This is a genomic window from Streptomyces macrolidinus (genome assembly GCF_023887685.1).
In the GTDB taxonomy this organism is placed as follows: domain Bacteria; phylum Actinomycetota; class Actinomycetes; order Streptomycetales; family Streptomycetaceae; genus Streptomyces; species Streptomyces macrolidinus.
In genome coordinates this window covers 188,475-203,047 of record NZ_JAMWMR010000006.1, presented here as the reverse complement: position 1 = coordinate 203,047, position 14,573 = coordinate 188,475, and the positions used below count along the sequence as shown (strand labels likewise).

Annotated in this window: 14 protein-coding genes; 3 read left to right on the top strand and 11 right to left on the bottom strand. The window is 71.7% G+C overall.

Annotated features, from left to right (window positions below; all coding sequences use genetic code 11):
* Positions 1–13: 13 nt before the first annotated feature.
* Together NGF19_RS10030 and NGF19_RS10025 are read right to left on the bottom strand one after the other, a co-directional pair.
* Positions 14–721 (bottom strand): gamma-glutamyl-gamma-aminobutyrate hydrolase family protein, encoded by a 708-nt coding sequence (locus tag NGF19_RS10030; protein WP_252424177.1) that lies wholly within the window; start codon positions 719–721, stop codon positions 14–16.
* Entirely contained in the window at positions 718–2,208 is a 1,491-nt protein-coding gene (locus NGF19_RS10025) for an aldehyde dehydrogenase (protein ID WP_252424175.1), read from the bottom strand. The genes NGF19_RS10030 and NGF19_RS10025 overlap by 4 nt, the downstream gene beginning before the upstream one ends.
* Before the next feature lie 115 nt (positions 2,209–2,323).
* On the opposite strand from NGF19_RS10025, the gene NGF19_RS10020 reads away from it, so the two are divergent.
* Positions 2,324–3,034, top strand: coding sequence for a type 1 glutamine amidotransferase (locus tag NGF19_RS10020; protein ID WP_252424173.1), 711 nt, complete (start codon positions 2,324–2,326; stop codon positions 3,032–3,034).
* Between the two features lie 7 nt (positions 3,035–3,041).
* On the opposite strand, the gene NGF19_RS10015 is transcribed toward NGF19_RS10020, so the two are convergent.
* From NGF19_RS10015 to NGF19_RS09980, 8 genes are all read right to left on the bottom strand, one after another.
* Entirely contained in the window at positions 3,042–4,502 is a 1,461-nt protein-coding gene (locus NGF19_RS10015) for an APC family permease (RefSeq protein ID WP_252424171.1), read from the bottom strand.
* 175 nt (positions 4,503–4,677) lie between these two features.
* On the bottom strand, positions 4,678–5,301 hold the full coding sequence (locus NGF19_RS10010; protein ID WP_252424169.1) for a TetR/AcrR family transcriptional regulator: 624 nt from the start codon (positions 5,299–5,301) through the stop codon (positions 4,678–4,680).
* Between the two features lie 36 nt (positions 5,302–5,337).
* A complete protein-coding gene (locus tag NGF19_RS10005) occupies positions 5,338–6,183 on the bottom strand; it encodes a fumarylacetoacetate hydrolase family protein (RefSeq protein WP_252424167.1) in 846 nt (281 codons plus the stop codon).
* 12 nt (positions 6,184–6,195) lie between these two features.
* Positions 6,196–7,110, bottom strand: a complete 915-nt coding sequence (locus NGF19_RS10000) for a 3,4-dihydroxyphenylacetate 2,3-dioxygenase (protein ID WP_252424165.1) — start codon at positions 7,108–7,110, stop codon at positions 6,196–6,198.
* Entirely contained in the window at positions 7,103–8,566 is a 1,464-nt protein-coding gene (locus NGF19_RS09995) for an aldehyde dehydrogenase (protein ID WP_252424164.1), read from the bottom strand. Before NGF19_RS09995 ends, NGF19_RS10000 begins: the two co-directional genes overlap by 8 nt.
* Before the next feature lie 34 nt (positions 8,567–8,600).
* A complete protein-coding gene (locus tag NGF19_RS09990) occupies positions 8,601–9,407 on the bottom strand; it encodes an acetoacetate decarboxylase family protein (RefSeq protein ID WP_252424163.1) in 807 nt (268 codons plus the stop codon).
* The gene (locus NGF19_RS09985; RefSeq protein WP_252424162.1) at positions 9,404–10,627 is read right to left on the bottom strand and encodes an NAD(P)/FAD-dependent oxidoreductase; all 1,224 of its coding nucleotides are present in this window, start codon (positions 10,625–10,627) and stop codon (positions 9,404–9,406) included. The genes NGF19_RS09990 and NGF19_RS09985 overlap by 4 nt, the downstream gene beginning before the upstream one ends.
* A 1-nt stretch (position 10,628) precedes the next feature.
* Entirely contained in the window at positions 10,629–10,817 is a 189-nt protein-coding gene (locus tag NGF19_RS09980; RefSeq protein WP_252424160.1) for a ferredoxin, read from the bottom strand.
* Between the two features lie 338 nt (positions 10,818–11,155).
* Between NGF19_RS09980 and NGF19_RS09975 the strand changes: the two genes are divergently transcribed.
* Positions 11,156–12,520, top strand: a complete 1,365-nt coding sequence (locus NGF19_RS09975; protein WP_252424159.1) for a glutamine synthetase family protein — start codon at positions 11,156–11,158, stop codon at positions 12,518–12,520.
* Between the two features lie 92 nt (positions 12,521–12,612).
* Complete coding sequence (locus tag NGF19_RS09970) at positions 12,613–13,929, top strand: cytochrome P450 (protein ID WP_252424158.1); 1,317 nt, start codon at positions 12,613–12,615, stop codon at positions 13,927–13,929.
* Between the two features lie 80 nt (positions 13,930–14,009).
* Here the strand turns inward: NGF19_RS09970 and NGF19_RS09965 are convergent, their stop codons facing one another.
* Positions 14,010–14,570, bottom strand: coding sequence for a hypothetical protein (locus tag NGF19_RS09965; RefSeq protein ID WP_252424157.1), 561 nt, complete (start codon positions 14,568–14,570; stop codon positions 14,010–14,012).
* Between the last annotated feature and the right edge of the window lie 3 nt (positions 14,571–14,573).

Here is a 14,573-nt window from a genome sequence, read left to right as displayed (position 1 = left end):
GCTCACGGCCGGGTCACCCCCGGTCGCGGGCGGCCCGGACGAAGGCGTCGAACACGGCCTGCTGGACGGGGTCTTCGTGGGCGGTGTCCTCGGGGTGCCACTGAACGGCGGTGAACCACCCGGCGGCGTCCGGGAGTTCGAGGCCCTCCACGGTGCCGTCCGCGGCGCGCGCGCTGACCGTGAGCCCGTCCGCGACGCGGTCGACGCGCTGGTGGTGGTAGCAGGACGCCTCCGCCTTCTCGGTGCCGGTGGCCTGTTCGAGCAGGGTGCCGCGCCGGATCTCGACCGGGTGCACGACATGGCGGTGGTCGTGCTCGGGGCCGCCCATGTCCTGTTCCAGGGTGCCGCCCAGGGCGACGTTGACGACCTGAAGGCCCCGGCAGACGGCGAGCAGCGGAAGGCCCGAGCCGAGCGCCGTGCGGGCGGCTTCGAGGTCGAAGGCGTCCTGGAGGTCGTCCACGTCGTAGACGCTGGCGTGGGTGTCGGCGACGCCGTAGCGGTACGGGGCGATGTCCCCGCCGCCGGGGAGCAGGACGCCGTCGAACCGGGCGAGGCGGGCGGTGACGTCGTCGGTGGTGGGGTCGGCGGGATGGAGGGCGGCCGGTTCGCCGCCGGCCCGCCACACGGCGTCGATCAGCGCGCGGGCGTTGACCTCGGCGGCGTGGCGCAGGGCGGAGGTGGAGGCGGCGAAGCGGGCGGGGACGGCGATGAGAGGTCTCACAACTGGATCCAGGTGGTCTTGAGTTCGGTGTACTTCTCGATGGCGTGGACGGACTTGTCGCGGCCGTTGCCGGACTGCTTCATACCGCCGAAGGGCACGGTCAGATCGCCCTCCTCGTAGCAGTTCACCCAGACAGTGCCTGCCTTCAGGGCGCGGGACACCCGGTGGGCGGTCGTCAGGTCGGAGGTCCACAGCGCGGCGGCGAGCCCGTACTCGGTGGCGTTGGCGAGCGCGACGGCCTCGTCCAGGTCGTCGAAGGCGAGGACGGACAGGACCGGGCCGAAGATCTCCTCGCGGGCCAGCCGCATGCCGGGGTCCACGCGGTCGAAGACGGTGGGCCGCAGGAAGCTGCCGCCGGAATCGGCGAGGGTGCGCTCGCCTCCGACGCGCAGCCGGGCGCCCTCGTCCAGGCCGGTGCCGATGTGGTCCAGCACCCGGCCGAGGTGGGCCTCGCCGACCAGGGCGCCCATCTCGGTGGCCGGGTCGAGCGGGTCCCCGACGCGCAGGGCGCGCGCCCGCGCCACGACGGCCTCGGTGACCTGTTCGGCGATCGAGGAGTGCACCAGGAGCCGGGAGGGGGCAGTGCACATCTCGCCCTGATTGAAGAAGATCCCCCAGGCGGCGGTGACCGCGGCGCGCTCCAGGTCGGGGGCGTCGGGCAGGACGATGTTCGGTGACTTGCCGCCGAGTTCGAGCCAGACGCGCTTGAGGTTGGAGTCGGCGGCGTAGCGCAGGAAGTGGCGGCCGACGGCCGTGGAGCCGGTGAAGGCCAGGACGTCGACGTCCGGGTGCAGGCCGAGGGCGCGGCCGGCCACCGGTCCGTCGCCGCACACGACGTTGAGTACACCCGGCGGCAGTCCGGCCTCGGTGGCGACGCGGGCCAGCAGCAGTGCGGACAGCGGGGAGTTCTCGGAGGGCTTGAGCACCACGGTGCAGCCGGTGGCCAGCGCCGGGGCGATCTTCCAACTCGCCAGCGTGAGAGGGAAGTTCCAGGGCACGACCGCGCCGACGACTCCGGCGGGCTCGCGGGTGACCAGCGCCAGTGCGTCGGGCGCGGTGTGCGGTGACTCGTCGGTGAGCTTGTCCGCCAGTTGCCCGTACCAGCGGAACGTGCCGATGGCGGCGCGCAGTTCGATCCCGTACGCGTCGCTGATGGGCTTGCCCATCTCCAGGCTGACGGTCAACGCCAGTTCCTCGCGCCGCTCTTCGAGCAGGTCGGCGATGCGCAGCAGCACCCGGCCGCGCTCGGCGGGCGTGAGGCGCGGCCAGGGTCCGGAGTCGAAGGCCCGCCGGGCGGCGGCGACCGCGGCGTCCACCTCGGCGGGACCGGCGTCGGCGACGCGCGCCAGTACCTGGCCGTCACGGGGTGAGACGACCGCGAAGTCCGCTCCCCCGCCGGGCTGGTCGGCGCCGTCGATGTGGTGACCGCCGGGCGGGGTCAGGGACTTGGCGCGGCGCAGCCACTCCTCATGGGACACGTCGAGCATGCGGGGCCTCCAGAAGAAACATTTGATATCAAACGATATGATCGTGCGACAGACTGAACAAGGGTTCGACAGGATCGGTCCGGCGCCCGCCGGACCGGGGAAAGGAGCGGCCGACGTGCGTGCACTCGTCATCCGGCACGAGCACGTGACGGAACCGGGACTGGTCGGTGCCCGGCTCGTGGAGCGCGGATACGACCTCACCACCGTGACGGTGGTGCCGCGGGAGCGGCATCACACACCGAACCTCTCCTACGAGTTCCCGGGCGCCGACGGCTGGGACCTGATCGTGTCGCTGGGCGCCCCCTGGTCGGTGTACGACGAGGAGGCCATCGGCGGCTGGATCGGTGCCGAACTCGCCCTGCTGCGCGAGGCGCACCGGCTGGGCGTGCCGGTGCTGGGCGTCTGCTTCGGCGCCCAGGCGCTGGCCACCGCGCTCGGCGGATCGGTCGTCCCCGCCCCGCGTCCCGAGATCGGCTGGACGGAGATCGAGACCGACGACCCCGCGCTGGTGCCGCCGGGACCGTGGTTCCAGTGGCACTACGACCGCTGCGTCCTGCCGCCGTGCGCGCGGGAGGCGGCCCGCAACGCCGTGTGCCCGCAGGCGTTCCAGGTGGGGCGCACCCTCGGGGTGCAGTTCCATCCGGAGATCACCACGGCGATGGTCCAGGGCTGGCTCGAACTCGGCGGCCGGGAGCAGTGCCTGCGCCAGGGGGTGGATCCGGACGGGCTGCTCGCGAAGAGCCGCGCCATGGAACCGGTGGCGCGCGAGAACGCCCGTCGCCTGGTCGACGGCTTCCTCGACCAGGTGGCGAACGCCTCGCGCTGACATACGCCTACGAGCCGCCCGAAGCCGTCCGCCGCTGTCCGAGGCGGGCGGCGGCGACCCCGAGGGCCAGGACCACCGGCACCGTGACCTGGAGCCACAGCGCGGTGGTCTTGTCGCCGCCGATGAGCGTGGTGAAGTTCTGGACGATCAGCCAGATGGCACCGGCGATACCGAGGGCGCCCAGGGTGGGGGCGACGAGGGTGTTCCAGGGCCGGGTGTCGGCGCGCGAGCGGCGGAAGAAGACGACCACCGAGACCGAGGTCAGGAAGTACAGGAGCATCATCGCGAGGACCGCGACCCCGCTCAGCCAGGAGAACAGCGTCAGCACCGGGTCCTTGCCCAGCAGCGCGAAGGGCAGGATCACGAGCAGCGCGATCGCGGTCTGCACGGTGCCCGCCACCCAGGGCGAGTGACGCCGGTTGAGCGCGGTGAGCCGGTGCGGCAGCAGGCCCTCGCGGCCGAGGGAGAACAGATAGCGGTTCGCGGAGTTGTGGAACGCCAGGACTCCGGCGAACAGCGAGGTGGCCAGCAGCACGGGCAGCACATCGCCGACCCAGGCGCCGAACTGGTCGGTGACGGGCGCGAAGACGAAGGTCGTGGCGTCACCGGAGCCCAGCGCCGCACCCGCGTCGGCCATGACCTTGGACGCCCCGTGCGCGGAGACCAGCATCCAGGAGGTGAAGGCGAAGAAGCCGGTGATCACCACGACCGAGAGATACGTGGCCCGCGGGACCGTCTTACGGGGTTCGCGGGCCTCCTCGCCGTAGATGGCGGTGGCCTCGAAGCCGAACATCGACGCCACGGCGAACATCAGCGCCACGCCCGGCGCGCCCTGGAGCACGGCGGACGGGGAGAAGCTGTCGGTGAACGCGAGCCCCTCGGGCCCGCCGCCCCGGACGAAGGTCACGAGGGCGAAGACGAGCAGGATGCTGAACTCCGCCACGACGAAGACGGTCAGCACCTTGGCACCCATCTCGATCCCGGCGGCGCCGAGCAGTTGGACCACGGCCATGGTGACCAGGACCCAGATCCACCACGCCACATGCACCCCGGCGTAGTGCTCGACCAGGGCGCTCACCGTCGCGCCGTACAGCCCGTACATGGCCGCCTGGATCGAACAGTAGGCGAAGAGCGCGACCGCGGCGCTGCCGGAGCCCGCCAGACGGCCGAGGCCCTTGCCGATGTACGTGTAGAAGGCGCCGGCGTCCACGACATGGCGGCCCATGGCGACGAAGCCGACGGAGAACAGCAGCACGACGAGGCCGGAGGCGAGATACGCGGCGGGCGCACCGGCCCCGTTGCCGATCGCGACGGCGAGGGGCACGGCCCCGGCGATGCCGGTCAGCGGCGCCTGTGCGGAAAGAACGAAGAAGAGGATGCCCAGGACGCCGAGGGAGTTGGGCTTGAGCCGGCCTGCCGTGGCGGAGTCCTGTGCGAGGGGCGGTGCGTCCGCCGTCTGAGTGTCCACTCGATTCACCTACCGGGAGCGGGAGAGCAAGAAGTCGTTTCAGGCCAAACGAGTTGCCCCATGGTGGGCCGGAACTATCCGCTTGGCAAGGGGTCGAGCGGAGATTCGCGTGGGGCGAGCGGGAACGCGAGAGGCCCTGGAGCCCAGGGCCTCTCGTCCGTCGCTCAGCGGGCAGTCACGCCTCGCTGCCGTCGCCGTCGCCGTCCGTGTGCCGGAGCCTGAGCAGGGCGCGCAGCTCCTCCAGGGCGGTGTCGGTGACCTCGGGTTCGCCCAGGACGAGTTGGTGCAGGACGAGCCCGTCGAGCGCTGCGAAGACCAGCCGGGTCAGTGCCTGGTCGGCGCCGGACGGCAGCATCCGGGACAGCTCGCGCCGGGTGGCGTCGAAGTACTCGTCGTACAACGCCCGTACCTGCGCGAGCAGTTCGGGCCTGCGGCGGGCTTCGAGCAGCATCTCGTACTGGTACGCCTGCATGCCCGGATCCGCGGTGACCATGTCGGACAGTCCGGTCGAGAAGTCCGCGATCTCGCCGGTGCCCGGTTCGAGTGCGCTGACGTTGAGCGAGGTGCGGATCGTGTGGCCGAAGGCCTCCTCTATCAGCGCGTCACGCGAGCCGAAGTGGTGGACGACGAGCCCATGGGTGACCCCGGCCTCCTCCGCGACGGCCCGATAGGTGAGCTTGCGCAGACCGCCCCGCGCCACCACCCGCACGGCGGCGTTCAGCAGGGCCTCACGGCCCTCCCCGTAGTGCAGGCGCTTGCGTGGCCGTCGGCTCCCGGAAGTCCCTGCGGAATCGGTCATGTTGTCGACCCTATCGGCCCGTCGCGGCTCGACGGCTCACCGCCGGGGCGGCCGGATGCCCCGGAACTCCCAGTCTCCGCCGAGGGCCGTGGACAGGACCTCCTCGGACTCCGTGGGCTGCGCGCCCACGTCGCTGCGGACGGGGACCGGGCCGGTGACGATGTGGTTGGTGAGCCGGCCGAGGCCCTCCACCTCCACCTCGACCACGTCACCCGGTCGCACGGGCCGGGAGTTGGCCGGGGTGCCGGACAGCAGGACGTCGCCGGGGTACAGGGTGATGGTGCGGGCGATGTCGGCGACGAGGTAGTGCATGTCCCACTTCATCTCGTCGGTCGAACCGTCCTGCACCACCTCGCCGTTGACGTACGTCCGCAGCCGCTTGCCGTGGAAGTCCCAGTCGGTGACGAGGCCGGGGCCGAGCGGGCAGAGGGTGTCCGAGCCCTTGACGCGCAGCATGGACCCGGCGTCGGTGTCGCGGAAGTCGTGCAGGCCATAGTCGTTGGCGACGGTGTAGCCCGCGATGTACTCCCCCGCCTCGGCCGGGGAGATGTTCCGCGCGGTCTTCCCGATGACGATGGCGACCTCGCCCTCGTAGTTGAGCCACTTGCAGCCCTCGGGGCGGACGATCGCGCCCTTGTGGGAGTTCAGCGCGGAGGTCGGCTTGTGGAAGTAGGTGGGGGTGTCGGGGAGTTCGATCCCGAACTCGTCGACGCGGCTGCGGTGGTTGAGGTGGACGGCGATCACCTTGGACGGGACGACCGGCGGCAGGTGGTGGGCGTCGTCGATCGTGACGCGGCGGCCGTCCGCGGCGACCAACTCCTCGCCCTCGACGGTGACCTGGACGGTGGCGCCGTCCAGGAGGATGCGGCGGTACTCGGGCATGTCGGTGGCTCCTCAGAGGCTGTGCGGGGTGGTGGGGGCGGTGCCGGTCCAGCCGTCGGCCGGGCGGTCGAACCAGAGGTGCACCTGGCCGGTGCCGATGGAGTTCTCGTACTCCCCGTACTGGCGGGCCCGCGCGACGCACGCCTGCTCGCCGAGGGCGCCGGCCATCATCAGGTAGTGGAAGAACCTCGCCTCGGGCTTGAACTTCCAGAACTCGTCCATCGTGTCGAGGACCTTGTCGTGGCGGCCCTCCTTGAACCAGGCGATGCGCTCGTGGTCCGCCGCGCGCGCCTCGGGCGTGAAGATGTGCACCGGGTCGCTGGCCTCGTGGTCGCGCAGCTCGCGCAGCGGCCAGAAGGTGTGCGAGAGGGCACCGGAGGCGATCAGCAGCACCCGGCGGCCGGGGGTGGCGGCGATCCCGTCCGCGAGGGCCCGGCCGAGGCGCAGATGGTCCTCCATGTCGCCGGTCTGGCAGACGCCGATGGTCACCCATCGCTTGTCGGGCAGGCCCTCGCCGAGGAACTTCCAGAGGTTGATCGTGGCGTAGTAGACCGGCAGGTACGCGTCGTCGATGGCGGTGATCCAGGTGCCGTGCCGGTCGGCGAACGAGGCGATGTTGTGGGCGAGTTCGGGGTCACCGGGGTAGTCGAACGGCATACGGCACATGCCGCGCGGCAGTTCCTCGGAGGTGAACAGACCCGCCCGCCGCTCCTGCGCGGTGACGACGAACTCGACGGTGGTCGCCCAGTGCGAGTCCAGCACGACGACGGTGTCGTAGTCGTCACGCTCGAAGACGTCCCTGCGGAGCTGCTCCAGGCCGGTGACGAGGGTGATCTCCTTGCCCTCGTTCAGCTCCAGCCGGTCGGCCTCGGGCAGCACGACGGTGGGGACGTGGGCGAGCAGACCCGCCCCGACGATCTCACCCATGGTCCCTCCATCCCTTCGGGGCGGTCACGGTGTTCTTCAGGTCGCAGTAGAAGTCGAAGCTCCAGGTGCCGCCTTCGCGGCCGACACCGGAGTGGCGCGAGCCGCCGAAGGGGGCCTGGAGGTCGCGTACGAAGAAGCAGTTGACCCACACCGTGCCCGCGACGAGCTGTGCGGTGACGCGCGCGGCGCGCTCCCGGTCGCCCGTGGCGAGGGTCGCGGCGAGGCCGAAGCGGGTGTCGTTGGCGAGGCGGACGGCTTCCTCCTCGCTGGTGAAGGTCTGGAGGGTCAGGACCGGGCCGAAGACCTCCTCCTGGACGATCTCGGAGTCCTGGGCGACATCGGTGAGCAGGGTCGGCGCGTAGTAGAGGCCGTCCCCGCGGTGGCCGCCGATGACCGCGCGGGCCCCGGCCGCGACGGCCCGCTGCACGAAGCCGTCGATCTTCTCCAGTTGCCGGGCGTGGATGCCCGGCCCGATGTCGGTGGACTCGTCGCGCGGGTCGCCCTGGCGCAGCAGCGCGGCCTTCTCGGTGAAGCGGCTGGTGAACTCCTCGGCGACCGACTCCTCCACGAGGATGCGGGTGGCGGCGAGACAGACCTGGCCGGCGTTGTCGTACTGCTCAACCGCGAGGTCGACGGCGAGGTCGAGGTCGGCGTCCGCGAACACCAACAGCGGGGACTTGCCGCCGAGTTCGAGGCTGACCGGGGTGAGGTTCGCGGCGGCGGACGCCGCGATGTGCTTCGCGGTGGGTACGGAGCCGGTGAAGCTGATTCGCCGTACGTCCGGGTGGGAGACGAGGGCGCTGCCCACCTCGGCGCCGTAGCCCTGGACGATGTTGAGGACACCGGCGGGAAGTCCGGCCTCGGCGGCGATGTCGGCGAGCAGCGAGGCGGTCAGCGGTGACCACTCGGCGGGCTTGAGGACCACCGTGTTCCCGGCGGCCAGCGCCGGGGCCACCTTCCAGGTGGCCAGCATCAGCGGCGCGTTCCACGGGGTGATCAGCACACAGGGGCCGGCCGGGTCCCAGCTCACGTGGTTGGTGTGACCGCGGGTGTCGAAGTCGTCGTGACCGAGGCGCAGCAACCAGTCCGCGAAGAAGCGGAAGTTGTGGGCGACGCGGGGCATCACGCCCCGGCGGTGGGAGCGCAGCAGGGCGCCGTTGTCGGTGGTCTCGACGATCGCGAGGTCTTCGAGGCGCTTCTCGACGCCGTCGGCGACGGCGTGCAGGATGCGGGCGCGTTCGGCGGCGGGGGTGGCGGCCCAGCCGGGGAAGGCGGCCTTCGCGGCGACGACTGCTGCCGCGGCCTCCGTGGCGGTGCCTCGGGAGATCTCGCCGAGGGTGCTTCCGTCGATCGGCGAGAGGTCGGTGAACGTCTCGGCGGAGGCGACGCGTTCGCCGCCGATCCAGTGCCGGGTGTCGACGGCGACACCGGCGACGGTGAGGGTGTGGTCGGTCATGTCCGGTCTCCAAGTCCTTGTAACAGAAGGGTGGTTACTCGGCACCGGACGTGCCGGACTCCAACAGTCGGCCGCCGTCCCATACGACGCCGACCTGGCGGTAGTAGGCGGCGATCGGCTCGTGGATCTCCAGGCGGGCCAGTTCCTCGGTGGGTGCCTCGAACAGCTCAAGTTCGGCCTCGCCGCGCCAGGCCGGTCCGGCCTCGAAGGAGGCGGCGCCGGACTCCACCAGTTCGTCGAGGGCGAGTCCCTTGCCCTTCTCGATGGAGGGCAGCCAGCGGTGGTGCGCCATGGGGTGGCCGTTGACGAACCCGTTCGTCTCGGACGGCTCGCGCAGGGTGACCACGGCCTGGGCCAGGCGCCGGTCCGCGGCGGCGAGGGTGGCGCCGAAGCGGGCGCCTGCCTCGATGCGCGGCGCGGGGCCGTAGGGGTGCGGGCGCGTCTGGTGGATCGAGCCGAGCTTCTTCGGGTAGCCCTGGTGCAGACCGCGGGCGATCGCGAAGTCCTTGTCGACCCAGATGTGGACGCAGCGCGAGTACGTCCGCCCCCGGTAGGAGCAGCGCACGACGGCGAAGGCCTCCTTGTACTGGGCGCGTACGGGGTCGAGCAGTTCCTCCCCGGAGGCGGAGCAGGACTGCCAGTCGGCCCAGATGAGGGCAACGGCGCCGGGGTCCTCGTCCGACAACTCCAGGGGTTCGGGCAGGAGTTCGCGGACACGGGCGGGGTCGGTGCGGTACTCGACGGTCAGCAGGTCGCCGGAGTAGCGCCAGGGGGGCGAGGGGATCAGCGAGGAGGAGCCGGTCGCCGTCTTGGGAGGGAAGTAGCCGCGGACGCTGGTCATGTCGGGATTCCTTGGGCCGTGGGAGCGATCTGCTTGAGGAGCTGGGGGCGGTAGCGGGCGGCGGCGCCCGCCGCGGCCTGGCCGCCGAGGGCGACGACACCGATCAGGCGGCCGTCGCGGTGGTATCCGACGACGACGTCCGTGTCCGGGTCGCCGTCTAGGACCCGTACGTCGTCCTTGCCGAGCGCCGGGGCCCCGAAGGACTGCAGGCGGAACTCGTGCTGGTCGCTCCAGAAGGTGGGCAGCGGGGCGAAGGGCGCCAAGTCGGCGTCCGTGCCGTGGAGATGGGCGACGAGGGACTTGGCGGCGTGCCGGGCGGTGTCGGTGGGGATCGACCAGTGTTCGACCCTGCGCGCCACGCCGTCGTAGCGGGCGTTGGGGAAGCGGGCGAGGTCGCCGACCGCCACCGCGTAGGGGAGGCCGCCGATGCGCAGGTGTTCGTCGGTGAGGACTCCGTCGGACAGGTCGAGGCCGTTGCCGTCCAGCCACTCGGTGTTGGCGAGCGAGCCCACGGACTCCACGACGACGTCGGCCGCGAGGACCCTGCCGTCGTCCAGGACGACCTTGGTGACCCGGTCCTCGCCCTCGAAGCCGGCGACGCCCGCGCCGAGCGCGAAGCGTACACCGCGTTCCTCGTGGCGCCGGAGCAGCGCGGTGGCGAGCAGGTCGCCGAGCGGGCCCACCATGGGCAGGGGCTGGGGGTCGACCACGGTGACCTCGGCGGCGCCGAGCGCGACCGCGGTGGCGGCGACCTCGCAGCCGATGAACCCGGCGCCCACCACGACCACGCGGGCGCCCGGCCGGGTCAGTTCGTCCCGCAGGCCCTGCGCGTCGGCGATGGTGCGGACGGTGTGCCGCCCGGTGAGCGGGCCGGGGCAGCGCAGTCGGCGGGGTCGCATGCCGGTGGCGGCGACGAGGCCGTCGAACGGCAGCTCGCTGCCGTCGTCCAGGACGACGACGCGGTCCGCGAGCCGGGCGGCGGTGACGGCCGTGCCCAGCCGCCATTCGACGTCGGCGGCGGCTGCCTTCGGGGTGAAGGCCAGGGACGAGAAGGGCGCCTTGCCCGCGAGGACCTCCTTGGACAACGGAGGCCTGTTGTACGGCATATGGGGCTCGTCCCCGATGACGGTGACGGCTCCGGTCCAGCCCGCCGCGCGCAGTTGCTCGGCGGCCCGCAGGCCGCCCAGGGAGGCGCCGGCGACGACGATGCGGGCGCCCATGTCAGCCCTCGATCCGGATGGCCTGGAGCGGACACACGTCGGCGGCTTCCTCGACCTCGTCGCGCAGCGCGTCGTCCGGGTCGGGGACGTAGGCGAGGTGACCGTCGTCGTCCATCCGGAAGACGTCGGGGGCCGCGAAGACGCACTGGCCGTGGTCCTGGCACTTGTTCATGTCGACGACGACCTTCATGGCCGGTCCTCCTGGGGGGGCGTCGGAACGAGGCGGTGGGGTGAGAGGGGGCCCGATCGCTGGCGGACCGGGCCCCTTCGCCAAAGGGGTGCGGGGAACCGCACCCCCAACTCGTTTGGCGTCAAACAACATAAGAACGGGAGGGACGGTGGTCAAGAGCTGTCCAGATGGATAAATTTCTTCGACCACCCCCTTGCGGCGTCGTGAATCCAGTTCCTATCGTTCGGGCTCAAATGAGCAGCCCGGGATTCCCTCCCCCTCATCCCCGGCTCGCGTCCTTCCGCCCTCGGAGCCCCAGGGCCCGAGGGCGCCCCACCATCCCGCCCAAGGAGACATCGGTGAGCGCCCAGGACACCCCAGACATCCGCCGGCACATGGAGCGGCTCTCCGCCGAGGGCATCGACGTGGTCCGGGTGGTCTTCCCCGACCTCATCGGCACCGACCGTGCCCGCGACGTCCTGCTGGACCATCTGCCCTCGGCATGCGCCCACGGGCTGGCCTTCTGCAAGGCCGTGTACCACACCAGCCCCCAGGGCGATGTGGTCCCGGTCGCCGGAGGGCTCGACGCCGGACTGCCCGACGTCACCGTCCGCCCGGACCTCGACACCCTCGTGACCCTGCCCTGGGAGCCGGGCGTCGCCTGGTGCCTGGGCGACGTCACCGACGCGGGGACCGGCCGGGCAGCCGCCGAATCACCCCGCAACCTGCTGCGCGGCGTACTGGCCCGATGTACCGAGCAGGGGCTGCGCCCGGTGGTCGGCCCCGAGCTGGAGTACTTCCTGCTGGAGCCCGCCCCCGGCACGCCCACCGGCTGGCGCCGCTCCCCGGAGGCCACCGGAACCGTCTACACCGCCGGGCTGCGCTCCGACCCCGACAACCATCTGCTGCGCACACTGCGGCAGTTGCGCGACGCCGACCTCGGAGTCGTCACCGGCAACCACGAGTTCGACGGCGGCCAGTACGAGATCAACCTGACCCACTCCGCGGCCCTCGACGCCGCCGACCGCGCCTTCCGCTTCAAGGCCGCCGTCAAGGAACTGGCCCGCAAGGAAGGCAATGTGGCCACCTTCATGGCCAAGCCCTTCGCGGACGCGGGCGGTTCCGGCTTCCATCTGCATCTGTCGTGCGAGACCACCGACGCGGCGGAGAGCCGCAACGCCTTCGACGACCCCGCCGGGGCGTACGGCCTGTCGGCCACCGCGCGCCACGCCGTGGCGGGCATCCTCGCCCACGCCCCCGCGCTCGCGGCGCTGGCCAATCCGACGGTCAACTCCTACAAGCGGTTCGGGCCCGACACCCTCGCGCCCTGGCTGATCGACTGGGGCCTGGACAACCGCAGCGCCATGGTCCGCATCCCCCCGGAGCGCGGCTCGGGCGCCCGGCTCGAACTGCGCCTCGGCGACGCGGGCGCCAACCCGTATCTGCTGATCGCCGGCACCCTCGCCGCCGCGCTGCTCGGCGTCCAGGCGGGCGAGGAGCCCCCGGCCCCGCTGGAGGGCTACGGCTACGACACCGCCCGCGCGGCCCTGCTGCCGAAGGATCTGCCCGCCGCGCTCGACGCGCTGGAGGCGGACACCGCCCTGTCCGAGGTGCTCGGCAAGGAGTTCACCGCCTCCTTCCTCGCCTACAAGCGCAACGAGGTCGAGCGCTTCGAACGGCACATCACCGACTGGGAGTTCACGGAGTACGCCCAGCACCTGTGACGGCCCCCGCCACGTCCTGCCCCTTCGCCCCCTCAGTCCCCCCTCGCTCTCCCCTTCGTCCCGTCGTCCCGTCGCCCAGGAGGCGCACCACCATGACGAGTCCCACGGTCCCCGCCCACCCCACCACCGGCGCCGAACTGCGCGCCGCCCTCGCCGAGCCGCTCCCGCTCGACCAGGTCGACCTCGCCGACCTCGACAACTTCGCCGACGGCGTCACCCCCTGGCGGATGTTCCACACCCTGCGCCACGAGGAGCCGGTGCACTGGCAGCCCGAGGAGGCGCCCAACTCCGGCTTCTGGTCGATCACTCACCACGCCGACATCGCCCGGGTCGACCGCGACGCGGAGACGTTCACCTCCACGAGGTTCGTCAACCTCGAAGAGGTCGACGACGACCAGATCAAGAAGCGCGCCTCCATCCTGGAGATGGACGGCGTCCGCCACCGCGCCCTGCGCAGCGTGATCCAGCGGCAGTTCGGCGCCAACGTCATCAGCAGCTACAGCGACTTCCTGCGCGGCCTGACCGCACGGACGCTCGACGCGGCCCTGGCCAAGGGCACCTTCGACTTCGTCAAGGAGGTGTCCGCCGACTTCCCCATCAACGTCCTCGCCCGCCTCCTCGACGTACCGCCGGAGGACAACCAGCAGCTCATCGACTGGGGCAACCGGATCATCGGCAACACCGACCCGGACTACGCGGACGTGCTGCTCAACACCGAGGAGAGCGAGAAGTACCGCGATCTGCCCTTCCGCTCCCCCGCCTCGATCGAGGTCTTCGAGTACGGCCGCGCACTCGCCCGGGAGCGCCGCGGCGGCGACGGCACCGACCTCGTCTCGCAGCTCGTCAACGCGACGCCCCGCGACGGAGTCCCGCTGTCCGCGCAGGACTTCGACAACTACTTCCTGCTGCTGGTGGTCGCCGGCAACGAGACCACCCGCCACACCATCTCCCACTCCCTGCTCGCGCTGCTCCAGCACCCGGAGCAGTTGGCCCGCCTCAAGGACGACCCCTCGCTCATCCCGGGCGCGGTGGAGGAGTTCCTGCGCTGGGCCTCGCCCCTCTACCACTTCCGGCGCACCGCGACCCGCGAGGTGGAACTGGGCGGCAAGCGGATCAAGGAGGGCGACAAGGTCGTGATGTGGTTCGCCTCCGGCAACCGCGACGAGAAGGTCTTCGGCAACCCGTACGACTTCGATGTCACCCGGCAGAACAACGACCATGTCACCTTCGGCAAGGGCAGCCCGCACCTGTGCCTGGGCAATCTGCTGGCCCGTACGGAGATCCGCATCATGTTCGAGGAGCTGATCCCGCGCATCGCGGACATCCGGCTGGCCGGTGACATCCCCCGCGTCCGCTCCAACTTCGTCAACGGCATCAAGAAGCTGCCGGTCGAGGTCACTCTGGCCTGACGCCACCCGCCGACGGCAAAGGGCCCCGGCTCACCCGTTCCGGGGTGAGCCGGGGCCCGGCGCCGTGGTGCGACCAGCCGTCAGCGCGAAGCGCGCGCGTGGCTCGTCGTCGTACGGCGCGACACATGGGTGCAGGTGATCGCGGCCGTGAGGAACAGCCCCACCACCACGGCCGGAGCGGCGACGGCCAGCACCCAGTGCAGGCTGTCCTCGGGACCCGCGGCCAAGGTCATGACCGCGGTGAGCGCGGCCATGGCCAGCCCGCAGGCGACCACGACGACGAAGATGCCCCGTGAGTGGTCCACCCGGTCCCGGACCGTGCCGGCGCGCAACTCCGCCCACTGACGGGCGGCTTCGCGTGTCTCACGTCGGCGCTGCGTGATCGCCCGCGCTCGGACACCGCCGGTGACGGCGGCGCCCAGGAGGGCGGCGGCGCAGGGGATCCACCAGGCTCGGGTCACGAGCAGCAGGGCGGCGACGACGGCGAGCGTGGTCCAGCCGCTCACCGTGGCCGCCGCGGCGGTGCGGCGGGAGACGGTGCGGTCGGCACCGGCACGCAGGTCGGCCAGCGCCGGCAGGTACCAGACACAGCCGGCGGCGGTCACCAGCGCGGCCCCGAGGGCGAGCACGGTCCGGGACACGGG

What these genes read in the sequence shown, in the direction of transcription:
- NGF19_RS09985 (WP_252424162.1), bottom strand. Translation starts at nt 10,627, where the DNA reads ATGGGCGCCCGCATCGTCGTCGCCGGCGCCTCCCTGGGCGGCCTGCGG.
- NGF19_RS10000 (WP_252424165.1), bottom strand. Translation starts at nt 7,110, where the DNA reads ATGGGTGAGATCGTCGGGGCGGGTCTGCTCGCCCACGTCCCCACCGTC.
- NGF19_RS09995 (WP_252424164.1), bottom strand. Translation starts at nt 8,566, where the DNA reads ATGACCGACCACACCCTCACCGTCGCCGGTGTCGCCGTCGACACCCGG.
- NGF19_RS09990 (WP_252424163.1), bottom strand. Translation starts at nt 9,407, where the DNA reads ATGACCAGCGTCCGCGGCTACTTCCCTCCCAAGACGGCGACCGGCTCC.
- NGF19_RS09980 (WP_252424160.1), bottom strand. Translation starts at nt 10,817, where the DNA reads ATGAAGGTCGTCGTCGACATGAACAAGTGCCAGGACCACGGCCAGTGC.
- NGF19_RS10005 (WP_252424167.1), bottom strand. Translation starts at nt 6,183, where the DNA reads ATGCCCGAGTACCGCCGCATCCTCCTGGACGGCGCCACCGTCCAGGTC.
- NGF19_RS10025 (WP_252424175.1), bottom strand. Translation starts at nt 2,208, where the DNA reads ATGCTCGACGTGTCCCATGAGGAGTGGCTGCGCCGCGCCAAGTCCCTG.
- NGF19_RS09970 (WP_252424158.1), top strand. Translation starts at nt 12,613, where the DNA reads ATGACGAGTCCCACGGTCCCCGCCCACCCCACCACCGGCGCCGAACTG.
- NGF19_RS10010 (WP_252424169.1), bottom strand. Translation starts at nt 5,301, where the DNA reads ATGACCGATTCCGCAGGGACTTCCGGGAGCCGACGGCCACGCAAGCGC.